Source organism: Agrobacterium sp. ST15.13.015 (assembly GCF_027871645.1).
Taxonomy (GTDB): Bacteria; Pseudomonadota; Alphaproteobacteria; order Rhizobiales; family Rhizobiaceae; genus Agrobacterium; species Agrobacterium leguminum.
The window spans coordinates 264941-282766 of record NZ_JAQAHF010000006.1; the positions used below are offsets into that span (position 1 = coordinate 264941).

18 protein-coding genes are annotated in these 17826 nt (G+C 61.3%); 11 read left to right on the forward strand and 7 right to left on the reverse strand.

All coding sequences use genetic code 11. The features are described 5' to 3' along the window. The first annotated feature begins 5 nt into the window (after window positions 1–5). The 8 genes from PIB16_RS12070 (at window position 6) to PIB16_RS12105 (ending at window position 10087) form a co-directional block, all read left to right on the forward strand. A complete protein-coding gene (locus tag PIB16_RS12070; RefSeq protein WP_137005748.1) occupies window positions 6–1193 on the forward strand; it encodes a galactarate dehydratase in 1188 nt (395 codons plus the stop codon). Then, window positions 1180–2046: an aldose 1-epimerase gene (locus PIB16_RS12075; protein WP_174000742.1), complete on the forward strand. Its 867-nt coding sequence runs from the start codon at window positions 1180–1182 to the stop codon at window positions 2044–2046. The genes PIB16_RS12070 and PIB16_RS12075 overlap by 14 nt, the downstream gene beginning before the upstream one ends. 160 nt (window positions 2047–2206) lie before the next feature. Next, window positions 2207–2980: a FadR/GntR family transcriptional regulator gene (locus PIB16_RS12080; protein WP_174000743.1), complete on the forward strand. Its 774-nt coding sequence runs from the start codon at window positions 2207–2209 to the stop codon at window positions 2978–2980. Window positions 2981–3055: 75 nt separating this feature from the next. Then, window positions 3056–4564, forward strand: coding sequence for an ABC transporter substrate-binding protein (locus PIB16_RS12085; RefSeq protein ID WP_174000744.1), 1509 nt, complete (start codon window positions 3056–3058; stop codon window positions 4562–4564). Window positions 4565–4632: 68 nt separating this feature from the next. Then, entirely contained in the window at window positions 4633–5580 is a 948-nt protein-coding gene (locus tag PIB16_RS12090; protein WP_020810606.1) for an ABC transporter permease, read from the forward strand. Between the two features lie 12 nt (window positions 5581–5592). Next, window positions 5593–6465, forward strand: a complete 873-nt coding sequence (locus tag PIB16_RS12095) for an ABC transporter permease (protein WP_003521670.1) — start codon at window positions 5593–5595, stop codon at window positions 6463–6465. Window positions 6466–6486: 21 nt separating this feature from the next. Continuing rightward, a complete protein-coding gene (locus tag PIB16_RS12100) occupies window positions 6487–8271 on the forward strand; it encodes a gamma-glutamyltransferase family protein (RefSeq protein ID WP_174000745.1) in 1785 nt (594 codons plus the stop codon). Between the two features lie 4 nt (window positions 8272–8275). Then, complete coding sequence (locus PIB16_RS12105) at window positions 8276–10087, forward strand: ABC transporter ATP-binding protein (RefSeq protein WP_174000746.1); 1812 nt, start codon at window positions 8276–8278, stop codon at window positions 10085–10087. A 39-nt stretch (window positions 10088–10126) separates the two neighbouring features. Here PIB16_RS12105 and PIB16_RS12110 read toward each other — a convergent pair whose 3' ends face one another. Genes PIB16_RS12110 through PIB16_RS12135 form a run of 6 tightly spaced genes read right to left on the reverse strand, consistent with a single transcriptional unit; the run spans window position 10127 to window position 15673 of the window. Further along, the gene (locus PIB16_RS12110) at window positions 10127–10936 is read right to left on the reverse strand and encodes an inositol monophosphatase family protein (protein ID WP_065657713.1); all 810 of its coding nucleotides are present in this window, start codon (window positions 10934–10936) and stop codon (window positions 10127–10129) included. After that, window positions 10933–11769, reverse strand: coding sequence for a glycerophosphodiester phosphodiesterase (locus tag PIB16_RS12115; protein ID WP_065657714.1), 837 nt, complete (start codon window positions 11767–11769; stop codon window positions 10933–10935). The genes PIB16_RS12110 and PIB16_RS12115 overlap by 4 nt, the downstream gene beginning before the upstream one ends. Window position 11770: 1 nt before the next feature. Continuing rightward, entirely contained in the window at window positions 11771–12805 is a 1035-nt protein-coding gene (locus tag PIB16_RS12120) for an ABC transporter ATP-binding protein (protein ID WP_174000748.1), read from the reverse strand. 9 nt (window positions 12806–12814) lie between these two features. Beyond that, window positions 12815–13639 carry an ABC transporter permease gene (locus PIB16_RS12125; protein WP_271045644.1) on the reverse strand — a complete coding sequence of 275 codons (825 nt, stop codon included), beginning with the start codon at window positions 13637–13639 and terminating at the stop codon, window positions 12815–12817. Between the two features lies 1 nt (window position 13640). Beyond that, the gene (locus tag PIB16_RS12130) at window positions 13641–14525 is read right to left on the reverse strand and encodes an ABC transporter permease (RefSeq protein WP_271045645.1); all 885 of its coding nucleotides are present in this window, start codon (window positions 14523–14525) and stop codon (window positions 13641–13643) included. Further along, entirely contained in the window at window positions 14522–15673 is a 1152-nt protein-coding gene (locus PIB16_RS12135; RefSeq protein ID WP_271045646.1) for an extracellular solute-binding protein, read from the reverse strand. Before PIB16_RS12135 ends, PIB16_RS12130 begins: the two co-directional genes overlap by 4 nt. 268 nt (window positions 15674–15941) lie before the next feature. On the opposite strand from PIB16_RS12135, the gene PIB16_RS12140 reads away from it, so the two are divergent. Then, complete coding sequence (locus PIB16_RS12140) at window positions 15942–16124, forward strand: hypothetical protein (protein WP_174000751.1); 183 nt, start codon at window positions 15942–15944, stop codon at window positions 16122–16124. Between the two features lie 48 nt (window positions 16125–16172). Here PIB16_RS12140 and PIB16_RS12145 read toward each other — a convergent pair whose 3' ends face one another. Continuing rightward, a complete protein-coding gene (locus tag PIB16_RS12145) occupies window positions 16173–16376 on the reverse strand; it encodes a CsbD family protein (RefSeq protein WP_174000753.1) in 204 nt (67 codons plus the stop codon). Window positions 16377–16556: 180 nt separating this feature from the next. Between PIB16_RS12145 and PIB16_RS12150 the strand changes: the two genes are divergently transcribed. Further along, the gene (locus tag PIB16_RS12150) at window positions 16557–16883 is read left to right on the forward strand and encodes a GCG_CRPN prefix-to-repeats domain-containing protein (RefSeq protein ID WP_020810616.1); all 327 of its coding nucleotides are present in this window, start codon (window positions 16557–16559) and stop codon (window positions 16881–16883) included. Between the two features lie 195 nt (window positions 16884–17078). Further along, window positions 17079–17774, forward strand: a complete 696-nt coding sequence (locus PIB16_RS12155) for a superoxide dismutase (RefSeq protein WP_065657721.1) — start codon at window positions 17079–17081, stop codon at window positions 17772–17774. The last annotated feature ends 52 nt before the right edge of the window (window positions 17775–17826 follow it).

The following is a 17826-nucleotide window of genomic DNA, read 5'->3' on the forward strand; positions in this document are numbered from 1 at the left end:
GAAGCATGAAAATCGATCGCATGCGGGTATTCGTCACCCGCGACAAGGACCGCCCCCGCGTCATCGTCGCCCTCGATACCGATGACGGTTTGACCGGCTGGGGTGAGTGTTACAATCACGGCCCCGATCTCGCCCTGCCGCCGGTGCTGGACTACCTCTATAGCTTCCTTGCCGGGCAGGACCCGACGCGGGTGGAGTATCTCTATAATCTCCTGCTCCAGCAGAACCGCTTTCCGCCCGGAGCGCTCGGTCTGTCGGCAATCTCGGCGCTCGATCATTGCCTCTGGGACCTCGCCGCCAAGGCGGCGGGCGTGCCCGTCTACAAGCTGCTGGGCGGCGAAGTACGCGACCGTATCAAGGTCTATGCCGGCGTCTATACCGCGCCGGACGCGCCGGCGGCGAAGGAGGAGTTCGACCGGCTGAACGAGGACTGGGGCTTCACGGCCTTCAAGCTCAGCCCTTGGCGCCTCGATATCCACGCCCATCGCTGGGGGGAGGTGGTGCGCAGTTCGGCCGAATATTTCCGCTCGCTTCGCGAAACGGTGCGGCCCGACTACGACATCGCCTTCGACGCCCATGCCAAGATTTTCGAGCCAGCGGCCGCCCGCCAGCTTGGCAATGCGCTTGCCCCTTACGACCCGCTGTTCTTCGAAGAGCCTTTGCGTCCCGAAAATATCGAGATGTGGGGAGACCTGAAACAGGGGCTGAACTGCACGTTGGCGACCGGTGAAAGTCTCTATAATCGCAATGAGTTCCTTCGCCTTCTTCAGGTAAAGGGTGCGGATATCATCCAGCCCGACATCTGCGTTGTCGGCGGCATTTCGGAGATGCGCCGCATCGCCACGCTGGCGGAAGCGCATTTCGTCAGCATCGCGCCGCATAACCCGATGGGACCGCTCGCCACCGCCGTCAATGTGCACTTCTCCGCCGCCCAGCAGAATTTCCGCATTCTCGAATACCGGCTGCCGAAAGGGCAATGCTACGTCTATGGCGGCACCGATCTTGAAAAACGCGAGGATGAAACCCGCTATGTCGTCGACCCCTATCTGCCGAAGGACGGATATCTGGAACTGAGGCCGGACCGCCCCGGCTGGGGTGTCGAGATGGATGAAAAAGCCATGCAGGAAGATGGCTATGTTCATTGGCAAAGACGGGTGCCGAAACGGCCTGACGGCTCCTATGCCTTCGCCTGAAACCGTTGCGATTGCCTGCGGGCGGCTCTCTGCCTGCCTGCGCCCCGCCTGGGGTGGCAGAATGACCCATCTGCGGCACTTCGACTACGGCGATATTCTGGTGCCGACAACGGAGCAGGAATTCGAGCCGTTCAATTGGCCGAGGGCTGGCGCATATCCGCTGTTTCCCTATCACAACCGGCTCTATGGCGGGTCCTTCGTCCACGCAGGTGTCCGCCATGACCTGCTGCCGCATCCGGCGCTTGCGCCTGACGCCATGCATGGCCCGGCTCACCGCCGGCCGTGGGAGATTTCAGATCTGTCTTCGGATCGGGTCTCACTGGTACTGGACTACGAGGCTGACGGAGAGTGGCCTTTTTCCTTCCGCGCCGAGCAGTTTTTCCTGCTGGAAGACGACAGCCTTACCGTGGAACTGTCGATAACCAATCGCGCGAATGGGCCGGCGCCGATGTCGCTGGGCTGGCATCCCTATCTGGCGGCCGGGCTCGGTTGCGATGCGCGGACGGACGCCAGACTGCATCATCCGCTGGACGCGCAGAACGTGCCAACCGGCCAGCCGCCGGCACCTCGCCCGAAACCCGCCATTCCCGCCGCAACGGGATACACATTGCATTTCACCGATTGGTCGAGCGCACAGGTCGACTTCGGCAGGTTTTCACTACGGCTTAAGGCCGATCCCGTTTTCCGCCATCTCGCCGTGCACCGCATGGAGCGCTATCTCTGTCTTGAGCCCGTTTCCATGGCCGCCGGAGCGCTTGGTTTGCCGCAGGCGCAGCGGGAAGGGCAGGGTCTAGGGACGGTTGCCCCCGGCGAGCGCCTGTCGGGGCGCATCAGGCTCTCCATCGATCTTTAGGAGGGGTGGGTGCGTCTATGACGCCCACCCTTCACCTTCAAAAAAAGCCGTATGCCCATATTTTGAGCGCCAATTATTGCCGCTCAAAAATAAGCTTGACGACGGCAAAAATTTCTCACCAAATGAACCAATATAGGATTGGTTCAGTAAATGGTGCGACTTGACGGTGAACCCCAACGATAACTCCAACTACGCGCTGGCGAAGTTGCGGGAGTACATTCAAACGCAGGATCTTGCGAAAGACCGTCGCCTGCCGACGGAGCGGGCCTTCGCGGAAACCTTCAATGTCGGCCGTCGTGCAGTCCGTCGTGCTCTTGAGGTTCTGGAAGCCGAAGGTCTGATCTGGCGACGGCAGGGGGCGGGAACCTTTGTGGGCGAAAAGCCGGACGATTGGTCCGCTCAGGTCACGGAACTGGTCGCCGGCACGGATATCATGGAAATCATGGAAGTGCGCCTGCGCATCGAGCCGCAACTGGCGCAGCTTGCGGCCATGCGCGCCAAGCCTGCCGAGGTGGAACGCATGCGCGCCCTCGTCCAGAAGACCGGCCAGAGCACGGACGCCGACGCCAAGGAATTGTGGGATGGTTCGCTTCACCGCCAGATCGCCCAGAGCGCCGGTAACAAATTGTTCCTGTCCATCTTCGATGTCGTCAACCGCATTCGCCAGGACGATGCATGGCAGTCGATACGGGAACTGGCGCGCCGCAGCGGCACGAACGGCAAGGCTTCCTTCGAACAGCACATAGCGATCGTCGATGCCATCGCCGACCGCGACCCCGCAAGAGCCGGCGAAGCGATGCGCCAGCACCTTCTCATGCATCAGGAAAGGCTGATCCGCGCCACCTCGCTCGGCTTTCAGGAGGAGAAAACCGCAGAAGAGATTGCCGCCCGCAGCACGGGCGATGCCGACAATCCGCTCACGCCGGCCTCATAGGCAGCAGAGCAGACCTGCCGACCTTTCCGGGCCGGCCAATGAAAAAACAAAGATAACCTGACCAGAGGATAGAACATGAAGAAAATCAAGACATTGACTGCCGTCTTATTGGCCGGTGCATTCCTGTCCACGCCAGCCATCTCGTCCGAATTGCGCATCGGCCTTAACGATGACGCCGACGTTCTCGACCCTGCGCAATCGCGCACTTTCGTCGGGCGTATCGTTTACACCGCCATGTGCGACAAGCTCGTCGACATCTCGCAGGACATGAAGATCGTTCCCCAGCTTGCCACCGAATGGGCCTGGTCCGAGGGCGGCAAGGTGCTGACGATGAAGATCCGCGACGGCGTGAAATTCCACGACGGCGAGACACTGGATGCGGCGGCTGTGGTCGCCACCATCGAGCGCAACATGACCCTGCCGGAATCCCGCCGCAAAAGCGAGCTTTCCTCGGTCGAAAAGGTCGAGGCCACCGGGCCGCTGGACGTCAAATTCACCCTGAAGACGCCGGATGTCACACTGCTGGCGCAGCTTTCCGACCGCGCCGGCATGATCGTCGCGCCGAAGGCGGCCAAGGAACTGGGCGCGAATTTCGGTTCGAAGCCGGTCTGCGCGGGACCGTTCAAATTCGTCGAGCGCATCCAGCAGGACCGTATCGTGCTCGAGAAATTCGCCGATTATTGGGACAAGGACAAAATTCTGGTCGACAGGGTCGTTTATCTGCCGATCCCCGATACGACCGTGAAGCTTGCTAATCTTCGCTCGGGAGACCTCGATATTGCCGAGCGTATCTCGGCCTCCGATGCCGAATCCGTCAAGAACGACGCCAATCTGACCTATGCGGATGTCATCGGACCGGGCTACATGGCCATGTACGTCAATATCAACAATGGTTCGCGTGCGGATAATCCGCTCGGCAAGGACAAGCGCCTGCGTCAGGCCTTTTCCTATGCGATAGACCGGGAAGCGATTGGCCAGATTGTGTTTGAGGGCACGTCCAAGGCAGGCAATCAGGCCTTCCCGCCCACAAGCCCGTGGTTCAACCAGAATCTGCCGGTGCCGGCGCGCGATATCGACAAGGCCAAAGCGCTGATGAAGGAGGCAGGTTACGAAAAGCTCGACATCGAGCTTCAGCACGCCAACAACACAACGCAGACGCAGATGATGCAGGTCATCCAGTCCATGGTCGCGGAAGCCGGCTTCAACGTCACCCTGAAGGCCACGGAATTCGCCACTCTTCTGTCCGAACAGACCGCCGGCAACTACCAGCTCAGCCGTTCCGACTGGTCGGGACGTATCGATCCCGATGGCAATCTGCATCAGTTCGTCACCTGCAAGGGTGGCATCAACGATGTGAAATATTGCAATCCCGAGGTCGACAAGTTGCTGTACGAGGCCCGCGCCTCGACCGAGGATGCGGTGCGCAAGGAAAAATACGATGCCGCAAGCGTCATCCTCAACGATGACATGCCGATCATCTATCTCGGTCACCAGCCCTATGCCTATGCCATTTCCAACAAGGTCAAGGGCTGGGCGCCGTCGCCGGATGGCATGATCCGCCTTCTCGGCGTCTCCAAGGACTGAACGCTTCGCATGCGCCGCACGACCTTGCCGTGCGGCCCTCACGAATTGGCACGAACGAGGGCCATGCCATGCCTGTTTATATCGGCAAGCGACTGCTGGTCGCGATCCCGACGCTTCTGATAATCTCGATCTTCGTCTTCTCGCTGCAGAAACTGCTACCGGGCGATCCGGTCCTTGCCATGGCGGGTGAGGAGCGCGATCCGGCGACGATTGAATTCCTGCGGGAGAAATATCGCCTGAACGACCCTGTGCCGCTGCAATATGTCAACTGGCTGGGCGGCGTGGTGACGGGCGATTTCGGTATTTCGCTGCGCACCAACCAGCCGGTGCTGGAGCTTATCGGCCAGAAGCTGCCGGTCACCATTCAGCTGGCTGTCATGGCGATGTTCTTTGCCATGGTCATCGGCATTCCCATCGGCATTCTGGCCGCCGTCAAGAAGAACACATGGATCGACTACACGGCCAATATTGTGGCGCTTTCCGGCCTCTCCATCCCGAACTTCTGGCTCGGCATCATGCTGATCCTGCTGGTTTCGGTCAAACTCGGCTGGTTGCCGGCATCCGGTTATGAATCGATCTTTGTCGATCCCGTCCGTTCCATCGAAACCATGATCATGCCGGCCTTCGTGCTGGGCAATGCGCTTGCGGCGACGCTGATGCGCCATACACGTTCGGCGATGGTGGCGGTGCTCAGTTCCGACTATATCCGCACCGCCCGCGCCAAGGGTCTTTCTCCGCGCGAGATCATCCTGTCGCATAGTTTCCGCAACGCGCTTCTGCCCGTCATCACATTGCTGGCGCTGCTTTTCGGCGAATTGCTGGCCGGGGCGGTTCTGACGGAGCAGATATTCACCATTCCCGGCTTCGGCAAGATGACGGTCGATGCGGTGTTCACCCGCGATTACGCCGTCGTGCAGGGCATCGTTCTTTGCACCGCCGTCGGTTTCATCCTCATGAACCTTCTGGCCGACATTGCCTATGTCCTGCTCAACCCCCGCCTCAGGGCGACGATCTGAGGCCCCGATATCATGACCGTTCTCGATCAAAACCTTTCCGTAGCGGTAACGCGGCAGGAAAGCCGCGCCTGGAAGAAGATGAAGCGCAACAAATCGGCGCTTGTCGGCATGGTTATCGTGCTGTTTTTCGCCGTCCTTGCCATCGCCGCGCCGATCCTGCCGATTGCCGATCCGGTGGCGACCAGCTGGTCGGCCATCCGCAAGGCGCCCTCGGCCGCCCATTGGCTCGGCACCGACGATCTCGGCCGAGACATCCTTTCCCGCATGATCTATGGCGCGCGCGCCTCGCTGATGGCGGGCGTCGTTTCGGTGATGATCGCCGTGGTCATCGGCGTGCCCTTCGGCCTGATTTCAGGTTATTTCGGCGGCTGGGTGGATATGGTCATATCCCGCATCACCGAAGCCTTGCTGGCCATGCCGTTTCTCATCATGGCGATTGCGCTTGCCGCCTTCCTCGGACCGAGCCTCACCAATGCGATGATCGCCATCGGCCTTTCCGCCATGCCGATTTTCGTGCGGCTGACGCGCGGGCAGGTGCTGGCGGTCAAGACCGAAGATTATGTCGAAGGCGCAAGGTCCATTGGCCTCAACCACATCGACATCATGACGCGTTACATCCTGCCCAATGTCTTCGCCCCCATCATCGTGCAGGCGACCCTGACGGTGGCGACCGCCATCATCGCGGAGGCGAGCCTTTCTTTCCTCGGCCTCGGCCAGCAGGCGCCGGCGCCCTCCTGGGGCTCGATGCTGAACACCGCGAAGAATTTCCTCAGCCAGGCGCCGTGGATGACGATGTGGCCCGGCATCGCCATCTTCCTCGTCGTCATCGGCTTCAATCTTCTGGGCGACGGCCTGCGCGACGCGCTCGATCCGCGCGAAGCATGATCTTTTACAAGGAATATCGGAATGAATGAATTTACAACACGCCCTGAAATCCTTGGCACCTTCGGCGTCGTCACCTCAACGCACTGGATCGCATCGGCCGTTGGCATGGCGATCCTCGAAAAAGGCGGCAATGCTTTCGACGCGGCCGTCGCCACCGGTTTCGTCCTCCAGATTGTCGAGCCGCATCTGTGCGGCCCCGGCGGAGATATGCCCGCCGTGTTTTATTCGAAGCAGAAGGACAAGGTGGAAGTCATCTGCGCACAAGGCCCGGCCCCGAGCGGTGCGACGATTGAACATTACACGTCGGAAGGGCTGAAGCTGATCCCCGGCGACGGGCTGCTCGCCACCGTCATTCCCGGCGCCTTCGACGGCTGGATGCTGATGCTGCGCGACTATGGCACGATGAGCGTGCGCGACGTGCTGGAACCCGCGATCTTTTATGCCGAGCACGGGCATCCGACATTGCCGCGCGTCTCCGCCACCATCAAGGGTCTGGCCGATTTCTTCGAGAAGGAATGGCCGACATCCCACGAGACGTGGCTGCCGGGTGGCGGGGCACCCGAGCCTCACGCCAATTTCCGCAATCCGGTTCTGGCCGCGACCTATCAGCGGATCGTCACCGAAGCCGAAGCGCGCTCCGGCCGTGAAAACCAGATCGAGGCGGCACGCGATGCCTTTTATCGGGGTTTCGTTGCGGAAGTTATCGACGGTTACGTAAGGACAGCGGAAGTCATGGATGCCAGCGGTGCTAAGCACAAGGGCGTGCTGACGGCGCAGGATATGGCGGACTGGAGCGCGACCGTCGAAGCGCCGCAGACGCTCGACTATCACGACTGGACGATTGCCAAGACGCCCGCCTGGGGGCAGGGTCCGGTTCTACTGCAATCGCTTGCGCTTCTGAAAGGCTTCGACATTGCGGCCATGGACCCCTCCGGTCCCGATTTCATCCACACCATCGTCGAAGCCATGAAGCTCGCTTATGCCGACCGTGAGGTCTATTACGGCGATCCGGAATTCGGGCAGATCCCGACGGAATATCTCCTGTCCGAAGGCTACAATGCCGGCCGCCGCGCGCTGATAAGCGGCGAGGCCTCGCTGGAGCTGCGCCCCGGCACCGTGCCGGGTTACGAAAAGCAGGTGGACGCCACCATGGCCATGCTGGCCGAGATGAGCGGCACCGGCACGGTCTACGAGCCGACCATGTCGCATCTGACGGAGAAGCGTGGCGATACGGTGCATATCGATGTCATCGACCGCTGGGGCAACATGGTCTCCACCACGCCTTCAGGCGGCTGGCTGCAATCCTCGCCCATCGTGCCCGGCCTCGGTTTTGCGCTCAATTCCCGCGCCCAGATGTTCTGGCTGAAGGAAGGCCTGCCGACCTCACTTGCACCGGGCAAACGTCCGCGCACCACGCTGACGCCTTCGCTTGCGCTGCATCAGGGTCGTCCCGCGATGGTGTTCGGCACGCCGGGCGGCGATCAGCAGGACCAGTGGCAACTGCCTTTCTTCCTGCGTTATGCCCATCACGGCAAGAACCTGCAGGCCGCCATCGATATGCCGCTGTTCCACACCGCGCATTTTCCGGGTTCGTTTTATCCGCGCACCAGTTCGCCGGGTGAGATCACCGTGGAGAGCACGGTGGGCGAAGCGACCTTGCAGGAGCTTCGCCGCCGCGGGCACCGCGTCACAGTTGCCGATGCATGGTCAGTCGGGCGGCTCACCGCCGCGCGTCGCGATGCGGATGGTCTGCTGCGCGCCGCCGCAACACCGCGGTTGATGCAGGCCTATGCGGTGGGACGGTGAGACCATGGAGACAAAACCAGTCCTTTCCGTCCGCAACCTTACCACCTCCTTCCTCGTCGATGGCGCGTGGAAGAGCGTGGTGCGCAATGTGTCCTTCGATGTCGCGCCCGGCGAAACCGTCGCGATTGTCGGTGAATCCGGCTCCGGTAAATCGGTGACGTCGCTGTCTCTTATGCGCCTGCTTGCCCCGGCCTCCAGCCGGATCGAGGGTGAAGTGCTGCTCAACGGGCGCGATCTTCTTGCGCTTTCCGAAAGAGAAATGCGCGGCGTGCGCGGCAACGATATCTCGATGATCTTTCAGGAGCCGATGACCTCGCTCAATCCGATCTTCACCATCGGCCGCCAGATTTCCGAAGTCCTCATCCGGCACAAGGGGCTTTCGAAGCAGGAGGCACGGGCGGAGACGGTGCGGCTTTTGGAAAAGGTTCGCATTCCCAACGCCTCCGGCCGTTTCGATGAATATCCGCACCAGTTTTCCGGCGGCATGCGCCAGCGGGTGATGATCGCCATGGCGCTCGCTTCACGGCCGAAACTGCTGATCGCCGACGAGCCGACGACGGCGCTCGACGTGACCATTCAGGGCCAGATCCTCGACCTGATAAAACTGTTGCAGGAAGAGGAGGGCATGTCCGTTCTCTTCATCACCCATGACATGGGTGTGGTGGCCGAAATCGCCGACCGGACGATCGTGATGTATCGCGGCGATGAGGTCGAGACCGGACCGACCGAGGACATCTTCCGGCGCGGCAAGCACCCCTATACGCGGGCGCTGCTTTCGGCGGTGCCTAAGCTCGGCTCGATGCGCGACCGGCAATGGCCGACACGGTTTCCGGTGCTCGACATGAAAACCGGCCTTTCGAGCGAGCCGCAGGAGGTGGCGGGGACGGTTGCGAGCGGGCAGACGCCGGTTCTGTCGGTCCGAAACCTTGTGACGCGTTTTGCCATCCGCTCCGGCCTGCTGGCACGCCAGACGGGTGCGGTTCACGCCGTCGAAAACGTCTCCTTCGATCTGTTTCAGGGCGAAACGCTGTCGCTGGTGGGTGAATCCGGCTGCGGAAAATCCACTACCGGCCGCTCGATCATGCGGCTTGTGGAGCCGACGGCCGGCGACGTGTCGCTCGATGGTTACGACGTGATGCGGCTCGATACGGTCGGCCTGCGTAATATGCGCAAATCCGTGCAGATGATCTTTCAGGACCCGTTCTCGTCGCTCAATCCGCGCATGACGGTGGGCACGGCGATTTCCGAGCCCTTCATCAAGCACAAACTGGGCAGCAGCAGACAGGCGAAGGAAAAGACTGCCGATCTTCTCGAAAAGGTGGGCCTGTCTGCCAATATGGCCAGCCGCTACCCCCATGAATTTTCGGGCGGTCAGCGTCAGCGCATCGCCATTGCCCGCGCGCTTGCGCTCGATCCAAAGGTTATCGTTGCCGATGAGAGCGTCTCGGCGCTCGATGTTTCCATCAAGGCGCAGGTCTGCAATCTGCTGCTCGACCTGCAACAGAGCCTCAACCTCGCCTTCCTGTTCATCAGCCATGACATGGCGGTGGTGGAGCGCGTCAGCCACCGGGTGGCGGTGATGTATCTCGGCGAGATCGTTGAGATCGGGCCGCGCGCGGCGGTTTTCGACAATCCGCAGCATCCCTATACGAAAAAGCTGATGTCCGCTGTGCCGGTGCCGGACCCGGCAAGGCGCGGGATAAGGCGCGGCATATCCAATGACGAGCTGAAAAGCCCGATACGGGCCATGGGATATGAAACGCCGGTGCGAAACTATAGGACGGTGTCGCCCGGCCACCTGGTGCAGGTGGCCTGAGACGATGGCTGCTGTATGGATGCTCCGAAGAGGAAGCCGCTATGCGGAATTCTTGAGCGGAACGCCGCGCAGGTGCTCCATGAGATAGGCATGGGTCGCGGCATTGGCGACGATCAGCGTACCTGTCTTTTCATAGAACTCCGGTCCGCGGCCCCACCAGTCGGTCACGATGCCGCCGGCCTCCTGCACCAGCAGAATGCCGGCTGCCGTGTCCACGAAGCCCGTTTCCTCATAATAGCCGGTCAGCCGGCCGCAGGCGACGTAAGCGCAGGAATTGGCGGCGCTGCCGACCACGCGGACCGCGCCAATGGGCGCGCGAATGGCGTCAAGGCGTTGATAGGCGCCGGGATAAAGCTGGAGATTGGGCGTGGGCAGGCCCGTGCCGACGCACATCAGGGCGACATCGGTGCTGGCATTGACCCGCAGCCGCTCGCCGTTGAGATAGGCGCCGTCTCCCTTGATCGCGGTGAACATCTCGTCGGAGACGGGATTGTAGACCAGCCCGCAGATCGTTTCATTGCCACGGCGAAGCGCAATGGTGATTGTATAGTGCTGGCCGAAAAGGAAATTGGTGGTGCCGTCGATGGGGTCGACCAGCCAGCGGTGATCCTGATCCGTCCCTTCGACGGGCGCGAATTCCTCGCCGGTCAGTCCCCAGGGATATTGCCCGAGCAGGTGCTCGCGGATCAGCGTCTCGGAATCCCTGTCCGCATCGGAAACGAAGTCCCCGGGTCCCTTGACGCCGATCTCGATCTCGCGGAAGCGCCTGAAATGGTTGAGCGTCAATGCGCCGGCTTCGCGGGCGGTGGCGACCATGTGGTCGAGAATAGCGCTGTAATTGACTGTCATCGGCTGAAAACCTCGGCGAGCCCTTCCGGATCATCGGTGGTGATCTGGTCCACCTTAAGCCGCAAGAGGCGTTTCACCTGTTCTATGGATTGCGGTGTGACGCTGTTGATCGTCCAGGCGTCGACACGGCGGCCGGCGGCATGGATGGGAGCGATGATATCGACGCCCGCGTCCTCGGCGGCAAGCACGATTTCGTAAGCGAGGTAGATCATGTCCGCATCGGGCGCTGTGGCAAGGGCGTCTTCGATGAAGCCCAGATAGTTTCCGCTTGCCTTCAGGGCGGCTAGCGTGCCGCGATGGCATGGATCATATCCGGTGCGAAGGCCGGGGGCTGACCCGGCAAGCGTGGCGATGGCGTCGAAATCGCCGCCCGACAGGATCACGGACTTCGCCAAGGGCGAAACGCTCGCCCCGAAACCGGCGACCACCTGCGGAGTAAGCGCCTGCCGGTCCTCCTTGAAATCGAGCTGGAGCAGGGCGTCGGGATGAACGGTGCCCTCGGCAAGCAGGGCGCAAAGGTCTTCGAGCAGCATTACCTTCGCATGGATGGGCTGGCCGTCATTGTCGCGCAGGTGGAGCTGACGCAGGGTGGCGGCGGATGTATCGCGCACCCGGCCGGTGCCGGTGGTCTCCCGCTCCAGCGTCCGGTCATGCAAAACGGCGCAGCCGTGATCGGCATGGATGACGAGATCCACCTCGATGCTTGCACCGAGCCGCATCGCCTCGATGATGCGCTCGCCGGTAAAGACCGGATCTTCGGCACGACGCCGGGCGCGATGCCATTTGAGCCATGTTCTGTGGCCGTCGCGGTCGATAAGGATCGGCTGGTTCATGTCAGCTCCGGTAGATTGGGCGGTTGTCGCGATAGGCCGTGACGGCACGGGGCGAAATCTGTACGCCCTGTCCCGCCTGAAACATATCCGGGTGAGCGACCATGGATTTGATCCTTGTACCATCGGCGAGATCAAGGTCGACAAGGCCGTGGGTGCCATAATCCGTCACCCGGTGCACACTTGCTTCCGGCGTTTCGGATATCGTCAGATCGATGGCTTCCGGGCGAACGGCGAGAATGGCCGGTCCGTCGGAGATGGGGAGCGGCAGGGTGAAGTCGGCGCGCATGAAATTTCCGTCTGAAACCGCGCCCTCTATCAGGTTCATGGTGCCGATGAAGCCGGCGACGAACGGGGTCTGCGGTTCGCGGTAGATGACGTTCGGCCGGTCGATCTGTTCGGTCTTGCCGTTCGCCATCACGACGATGCGGTCGGCCATGGAAAGGGCCTCATCCTGACCGTGGGTGACGAACAGCGTGGTGATGCCGAGACGTTGCTGAATATCGCGCACCTCTTCCCGCAGCCGCTCGCGCAGATGCTGGTCGAGGCTGGCGAAGGGTTCGTCGAGCAGGAGTATTTTCGGTTCGAGAACCAGCGAGCGGGCGAGCGCCACCCGCTGCTGCTGGCCGCCGGAAAGCTGGCCGGTAGCGCGCTCGCCATAACCGGCAAGCCCGACGAGTTCGAGCACTGCCTCCACTTTCTCTCTGATGACGGCAGCCGGCATGCGGCGCAGCTTGAGGCCGAAAGCGAGGTTTTTGAAGACGTTCATATGGCTCCAGAGCGCGTGGCTCTGAAACACCATGCCGGTCGGCCGCCGTTCCGGCGGCAGGTGGGTGACATCTTCGCCATCGATGGTGATCTGCCCGCCCGTCGGCTGCTCGAAGCCGCCGACCATGCGCAGCAGCGTCGATTTGCCCGAACCGGAAGGGCCGAGAAGGCAGACGAGTTCACCATCGGCGACATCGAGCGAAAAGCTGTCGACTGCCTTTGTCCCGCCGGAATAGGTTTTTGTGACCTGGCGGATGTGAAGTACGGACATGATGAATTCCTAACCGCCGAAACCGCGGGCGAATGCGCCGCCACCGATGACGCGGCGGGCGAACATGAGGGCAATGAAGGACGGCACCCAAAGCAGGACGGAGAGGACCGCGCCATACTGGATAACCATCTGGTTGTTGATGTAGCTGATCATCAGCACCGGCATCGTGCGGATGCCGGGCGCGCCGATCAGCCATGCGCCTTCCGTCTCGTAAAAGGTGCCGACAAAGCTCAGTAGCACGGCGGCGGCGATGGTCGGTCCCGCCTGCGGCAGCGTAATCGACCAGAAGACCCTGAGCGGACTGGCGCCGACATCGCGGGCCGCCTCTTCCATGCGCCGGTCGACAGCCTGAAATGCCGCCACGGGAATCCAGATCATGAACATCAGCGTGCCGACGAGCTGGATGAGAACGACGCCCCAGAAGGTGCCGATGAGGTTGAGCTGCAGGAAAATGGCGGCAATCGCCACCAGAAGCCCGAATTTCGGGAAGGCGTGGCCGGCAAGAAAGGAGAAGAACAGCAGGTTGCGGCCGGGAAAGCTCATGCGCGCAAAGGCATAGGCGGCGGGAAGGCAGATCACCGCTGAAAGCAGCGTTACCACAGTCGTCAGCCGCAGGCTCAGTATCAGCGCGTTCCAGACATCGGCGCGGCCGAGCGTCTGGCCCCAGAAGCGGAAACCGAACTGCTGGGGAATGACGTTGGGGAAACGCCAGACCTCGGTGAATGCCCAGGTGCCCACGACAAGCAGCGGCCCGACGATGGCGACGGTGAGAAGGGTGGCGAAAAATATGCCGGGCCAGTCCATGCGCGTTCGCGCCGGCGTGAGGGTCGTCATGTCATTTCCCCTGGTTGCGTGCGACCGAACGCACGTAGAAGAGGCCGAATGCGATGCAGAAACCGAAAGCGATGACGGCCTGGGTCATGGCGCCGATGGGATCCTGCACTTCGCGTAGCGTGCGCTGCATGAAGGGGCCGAGCATTTCAGGAGAGGCCGGTCCGAGAAGATAGGGCAGGGTGAAGGAGGAGAAAATGCCGAGCACCGAAAAGGAAAGCGCCACGAGGATGGAATTGGAAATGCGCGGCAGGATGATATGCCAGAAGACCTGAAGCGCATTTGCGCCCACATCCCGCGCCGCCTCCACCGACTGGTTGGCGACGCTGCCAAGCCCCGCGAGCAGGATGAGAACGGTCAGCGGAATATTGTCCCAGACGAGACCGATGACCGGTCCCCACGGGGTGAGATAGGGCGTGCGGATTTTCGGCAGGTCGACCGCATTGAGCAATATATCCACCATGCCGTTGGGCCCGAGGACGCGGATGAAGGCGAAGGCGAGGATGATCGAGGGCACGAACATCGGGAAGATGGCGAGCGCCTGCACATAAGCCGAAAGGCGGCCTTGCGAAAAGCGCAGGTAGAGCGCGATCGGCAGGCAGATTACGAGCAGGAGGATCGCGCAGACCATTGTCGTCCACAACGTCACGGCAAGATTGTCGAGGCTGTAGCGGTCCGAGAAGAAGAAGCCGTAGCTCGAAAGATCGAAACCCGTTTCACCGCTCGCCCCGGTGCGCCAGACGGTGCGGCCGATGGCGTTGATGGCAGGCCAGATGACGAGCCAGATCATCAGGAACACGGGGATGGCGACGAGCAGGAGGCCGACTGGCCTCCTGCCTGCCGTATTGTCGATGAGCGGGCGAACCGCTCCTTCCGCAACCTCGGTCACGACTTGCGGTCGACGTTGGGAGCGACGTTGCGATACCAGCCATCATTGATGGCGGTTTCCCATTTGCCGGCCGGGAAGGTCGGAATCGTCTGCGGGATGATGTCGGCGAAACGCTTGCGCAGTTCGGCCGGCACATAGTCCCAGGAAACGCCGGGGAAACCGCCGAGTTCGGTGAGGATCGCGCCCTGGATTTCTTCCGAAAGCACGAAATTGGCGAGCTTCAGGGCAGCATCGCGATTGGCGCCGTTGGCAAGCACCACGGCGCGCGAGAAATCACCGCAAAGCGCCAGATCCTGAAGCTGGACGAGGCCGGTTTCTTGCGGCAGAACGCCCTGATCGATGGCCTTCAGCACCTGATCGGACCAGACAGGGGTCATCGTGACGACGCCCTGCGAAAGCAGCTGCAGCGACTGCGTGTTGCCGGAGGAATATGCGCCCTTGTCATAGAGCGACGGGGCGATATCGTTCAGCAGCGCCCATGCCTTGCCGAGAGCCTTGTCACCGGCTTCCTGGGTGTAATTATCGACCGTGAAGGCCTTGGGGTCGAGGCCGTTGGCCTGATGGATGGCGCGGCGGACGAAGTTACCGCCGGAGCCGCCCTTGTCGGGACGGTTATAGACGAACTGGCCGGGATTGGCCTTGATCCACTTGACGAGCTCATCCCAGGTCTTCGGTGCATCCGCCGGCTTGAGCTTGCTGGTGTCATAGGCGAGCAGAACCTGGCTGCCGCGATAGGGCAGGCTATATTCGCTGCGGATGGCAAGCGGGTTGACGCGCGAATAGTTGGAGAGGCCGGCTTTCGCCATGTTCACATAGATGCCGGCATCGATGCCGCCGGTGGGCAGCAGCGGATCGGCCGTTTCGAAATAATCGGCCTGCGGATCGGTGCCCGTCTGCTTTGCGGCGATGGCGCGCTCGCCAATGGCCGTGATGCCCGCGCTGTCGCCGGCATCGACGAGGTTGAGCTTCACGCCGGGATTGGCGGCTTCAAAGGCGGGCTTGATCGTATTGGACCAGAAATCGAGGATATTCGTATCCGAACTGGTGTACCAGTCGATCGTGCCCGGAGCGGCGAAGCTTATGCGCGGTGCAAGGGCGAGACCGGCGGCGGCGCCTGCGGCGGACATCATAAAGGTGCGGCGTTTCATCTATGTCTCCGATGTTTTCGGCGCGAGTGGAACTGCTGAGCGCTGACCCCGGGAAAGATGGGGAAGGCTCTGGCCGGTCGTTGCACAGCCGTGCATTTTTTGAACGGGCCGGCGGCGGTTCTAATGTCTTTCCATAACGCTTTCGTGACGGTTGCTGCCGACAGCACCGCCGGCGCACACTGCCCGGGTGGCCGTTCGAAAGCAGGCCCTACTCAAGGCGTCGCCGGGCAGGTAGAGTGATCGCGATTGCATTGGAGGGAGGGGAGCGATGATTGCAGCCTATATCGACGAACTTATCATGTTCTGTGCCGGCCTATGGATGACATGTGTCGGCTTCGGTTATCTGCCGCTGTCAAAAAACACGGTCAGTCAGCCGCCGGTTGTTCGTCACTTCAGATGGATGGGGCCTCTGCTGATCGTCATTGCTGCCGTTCTGGCCGCGGCTAGCTGACCGAAGAATCTTTCGCAAAGAAAAACCCCGCCGAAGCGGGGTCTTGTCTTACCAGGACTGACGTCCATACCAGTCGTCGATGTCTTTCCTGGCCCGGTCCTTTTCGTAACCGTAGCGCTCCTGAATCTTGCCTTCGAGCTGTTCGCGCTTGCCGTTGATGACGTCGAGGTCATCGTCGGTGAGTTTACCCCACTGCTCCTTGACCTTGCCCTTCATCTGCTTCCAGTTACCTTCAACGCGGTTCCAATCCATTGGTGCTCTCCCTTTTTTTGGCTTGCACTGGTAAATGTCCGAACCTCCGCAGGGTTCCGCCGAGCGGCCGGAATGTTCGGCGTAACTGTGGCCTGCTGCCACGAAAAGATCACGATTCATTCAGCCGCAGTTCACCCGGCGGGGCGCTAAATCCTCTCATCCCACAAGGAGGGAGATAAGATGCGCAAGATGATTCTAACCGCCGGATTAATTCTCGGCGCCCTGTTCGGCACCGGCGCCAACGCCATGCCTGTCGGTCAACCGTCTGCACCTTCGGCATCCCACATTCAAAAGGTGGATTATGCCTGCGGCCGCGGCTTCCATTTGACTCCGCGCGGCTATTGCCGTCCGAACGGACCGCGTTATGAGCGCGGCTGGGACCGGCGCGACCGCTGGGAAGCTCGCCGTGAATGGCGCGAGCGTCAGGCCAGACGGGAATGGCGTGAGTGGCGCGACCGCAGAGATTATCGCGACTACCGCGATCGTCGCGATTATTATCGATACTGATCGGGCAAGGCCCTCTCTACGTCGGGAGGGCCTTTCTCATATGGGCCGGTGAGGTTGATCCGCTCTCGGGGAGGGTGTGAATACAGCGTCCCTGCTGTAAATCAGCAAGGGCTTAGACAGAATTGCCTTCAATGTGAGGAAACCCGGACCGCAGTTCGGGGTTAGTCCCGTATCACCGTTCATAAGGAGGATACGATGGACATCACCAGACGCACGATTCTCACCGCCGGTGCAGCAACCGCCGCCGCTGCAATCTTCCCCCGCCCGCACGTCGCGCGTGCCGCACTGCCCTTGATGCAGCCCAAACTTCCTTTCGCCGAGGCCGATCTCGCGCCAGTGATTTCGGCGAAAACGGTGGGTCTTCATTACGGAAAACACCACAAGGCCTATTACGACAAGCTGAATGCGCTTGCCGCCGGCACGCCCTATGCCGACATGGAGCTTGCAGATATCGTGACGACATCCGCCAAGTCGAAAGAGGCGGCCGACGTCAAGATCTTCAACAATGCCGCACAGGCGTGGAACCATGTCGCCTATTGGGATCAGTTCGTACCGGGCGGGCCGAACCGGCCGACTGGCGATCTCGCCGCTTCGGTAGACGAGACCTTCGGTGGCTATGATGGTTTCATCAAACGTGCGGTCGATGTTTCCGATACGGTCTTCGGCACCGGCTGGGTGTGGCTCACGCGCGGCGACGACGACAGGCTCGCGCTGATCGGATATGAGGACGGCAAAAATCCCGTCGCTGTGGGTCGCCCGGCCTATCTCGGCATCGACATATGGGAGCATGCCTATTACGTCGATTATGAAAATCGCAAGGCCGAGCATATTCGCGCCGTGCTCGACAAGCTGGTCAACTGGCGTGTCGTCGAAGAACGCCTGAAATCATAACGATCCTCTTTCTCCCGAAACCTGCCGGAGCGGCCGGCCGCCTGCGGGTTGC

What these genes read in the sequence shown, in the direction of transcription:
- PIB16_RS12070 (WP_137005748.1), top strand. Translation starts at nt 6, where the DNA reads ATGAAAATCGATCGCATGCGGGTATTCGTCACCCGCGACAAGGACCGC.
- PIB16_RS12075 (WP_174000742.1), top strand. Translation starts at nt 1,180, where the DNA reads ATGCCTTCGCCTGAAACCGTTGCGATTGCCTGCGGGCGGCTCTCTGCC.
- PIB16_RS12085 (WP_174000744.1), top strand. Translation starts at nt 3,056, where the DNA reads ATGAAGAAAATCAAGACATTGACTGCCGTCTTATTGGCCGGTGCATTC.
- PIB16_RS12090 (WP_020810606.1), top strand. Translation starts at nt 4,633, where the DNA reads ATGCCTGTTTATATCGGCAAGCGACTGCTGGTCGCGATCCCGACGCTT.
- PIB16_RS12095 (WP_003521670.1), top strand. Translation starts at nt 5,593, where the DNA reads ATGACCGTTCTCGATCAAAACCTTTCCGTAGCGGTAACGCGGCAGGAA.
- PIB16_RS12100 (WP_174000745.1), top strand. Translation starts at nt 6,487, where the DNA reads ATGAATGAATTTACAACACGCCCTGAAATCCTTGGCACCTTCGGCGTC.
- PIB16_RS12105 (WP_174000746.1), top strand. Translation starts at nt 8,276, where the DNA reads ATGGAGACAAAACCAGTCCTTTCCGTCCGCAACCTTACCACCTCCTTC.
- PIB16_RS12110 (WP_065657713.1), bottom strand. Translation starts at nt 10,936, where the DNA reads ATGACAGTCAATTACAGCGCTATTCTCGACCACATGGTCGCCACCGCC.
- PIB16_RS12115 (WP_065657714.1), bottom strand. Translation starts at nt 11,769, where the DNA reads ATGAACCAGCCGATCCTTATCGACCGCGACGGCCACAGAACATGGCTC.
- PIB16_RS12120 (WP_174000748.1), bottom strand. Translation starts at nt 12,805, where the DNA reads ATGTCCGTACTTCACATCCGCCAGGTCACAAAAACCTATTCCGGCGGG.
- PIB16_RS12125 (WP_271045644.1), bottom strand. Translation starts at nt 13,639, where the DNA reads ATGACGACCCTCACGCCGGCGCGAACGCGCATGGACTGGCCCGGCATA.
- PIB16_RS12135 (WP_271045646.1), bottom strand. Translation starts at nt 15,673, where the DNA reads ATGAAACGCCGCACCTTTATGATGTCCGCCGCAGGCGCCGCCGCCGGT.
- PIB16_RS12140 (WP_174000751.1), top strand. Translation starts at nt 15,942, where the DNA reads ATGATTGCAGCCTATATCGACGAACTTATCATGTTCTGTGCCGGCCTA.
- PIB16_RS12145 (WP_174000753.1), bottom strand. Translation starts at nt 16,376, where the DNA reads ATGGATTGGAACCGCGTTGAAGGTAACTGGAAGCAGATGAAGGGCAAG.
- PIB16_RS12150 (WP_020810616.1), top strand. Translation starts at nt 16,557, where the DNA reads ATGCGCAAGATGATTCTAACCGCCGGATTAATTCTCGGCGCCCTGTTC.
- PIB16_RS12155 (WP_065657721.1), top strand. Translation starts at nt 17,079, where the DNA reads ATGGACATCACCAGACGCACGATTCTCACCGCCGGTGCAGCAACCGCC.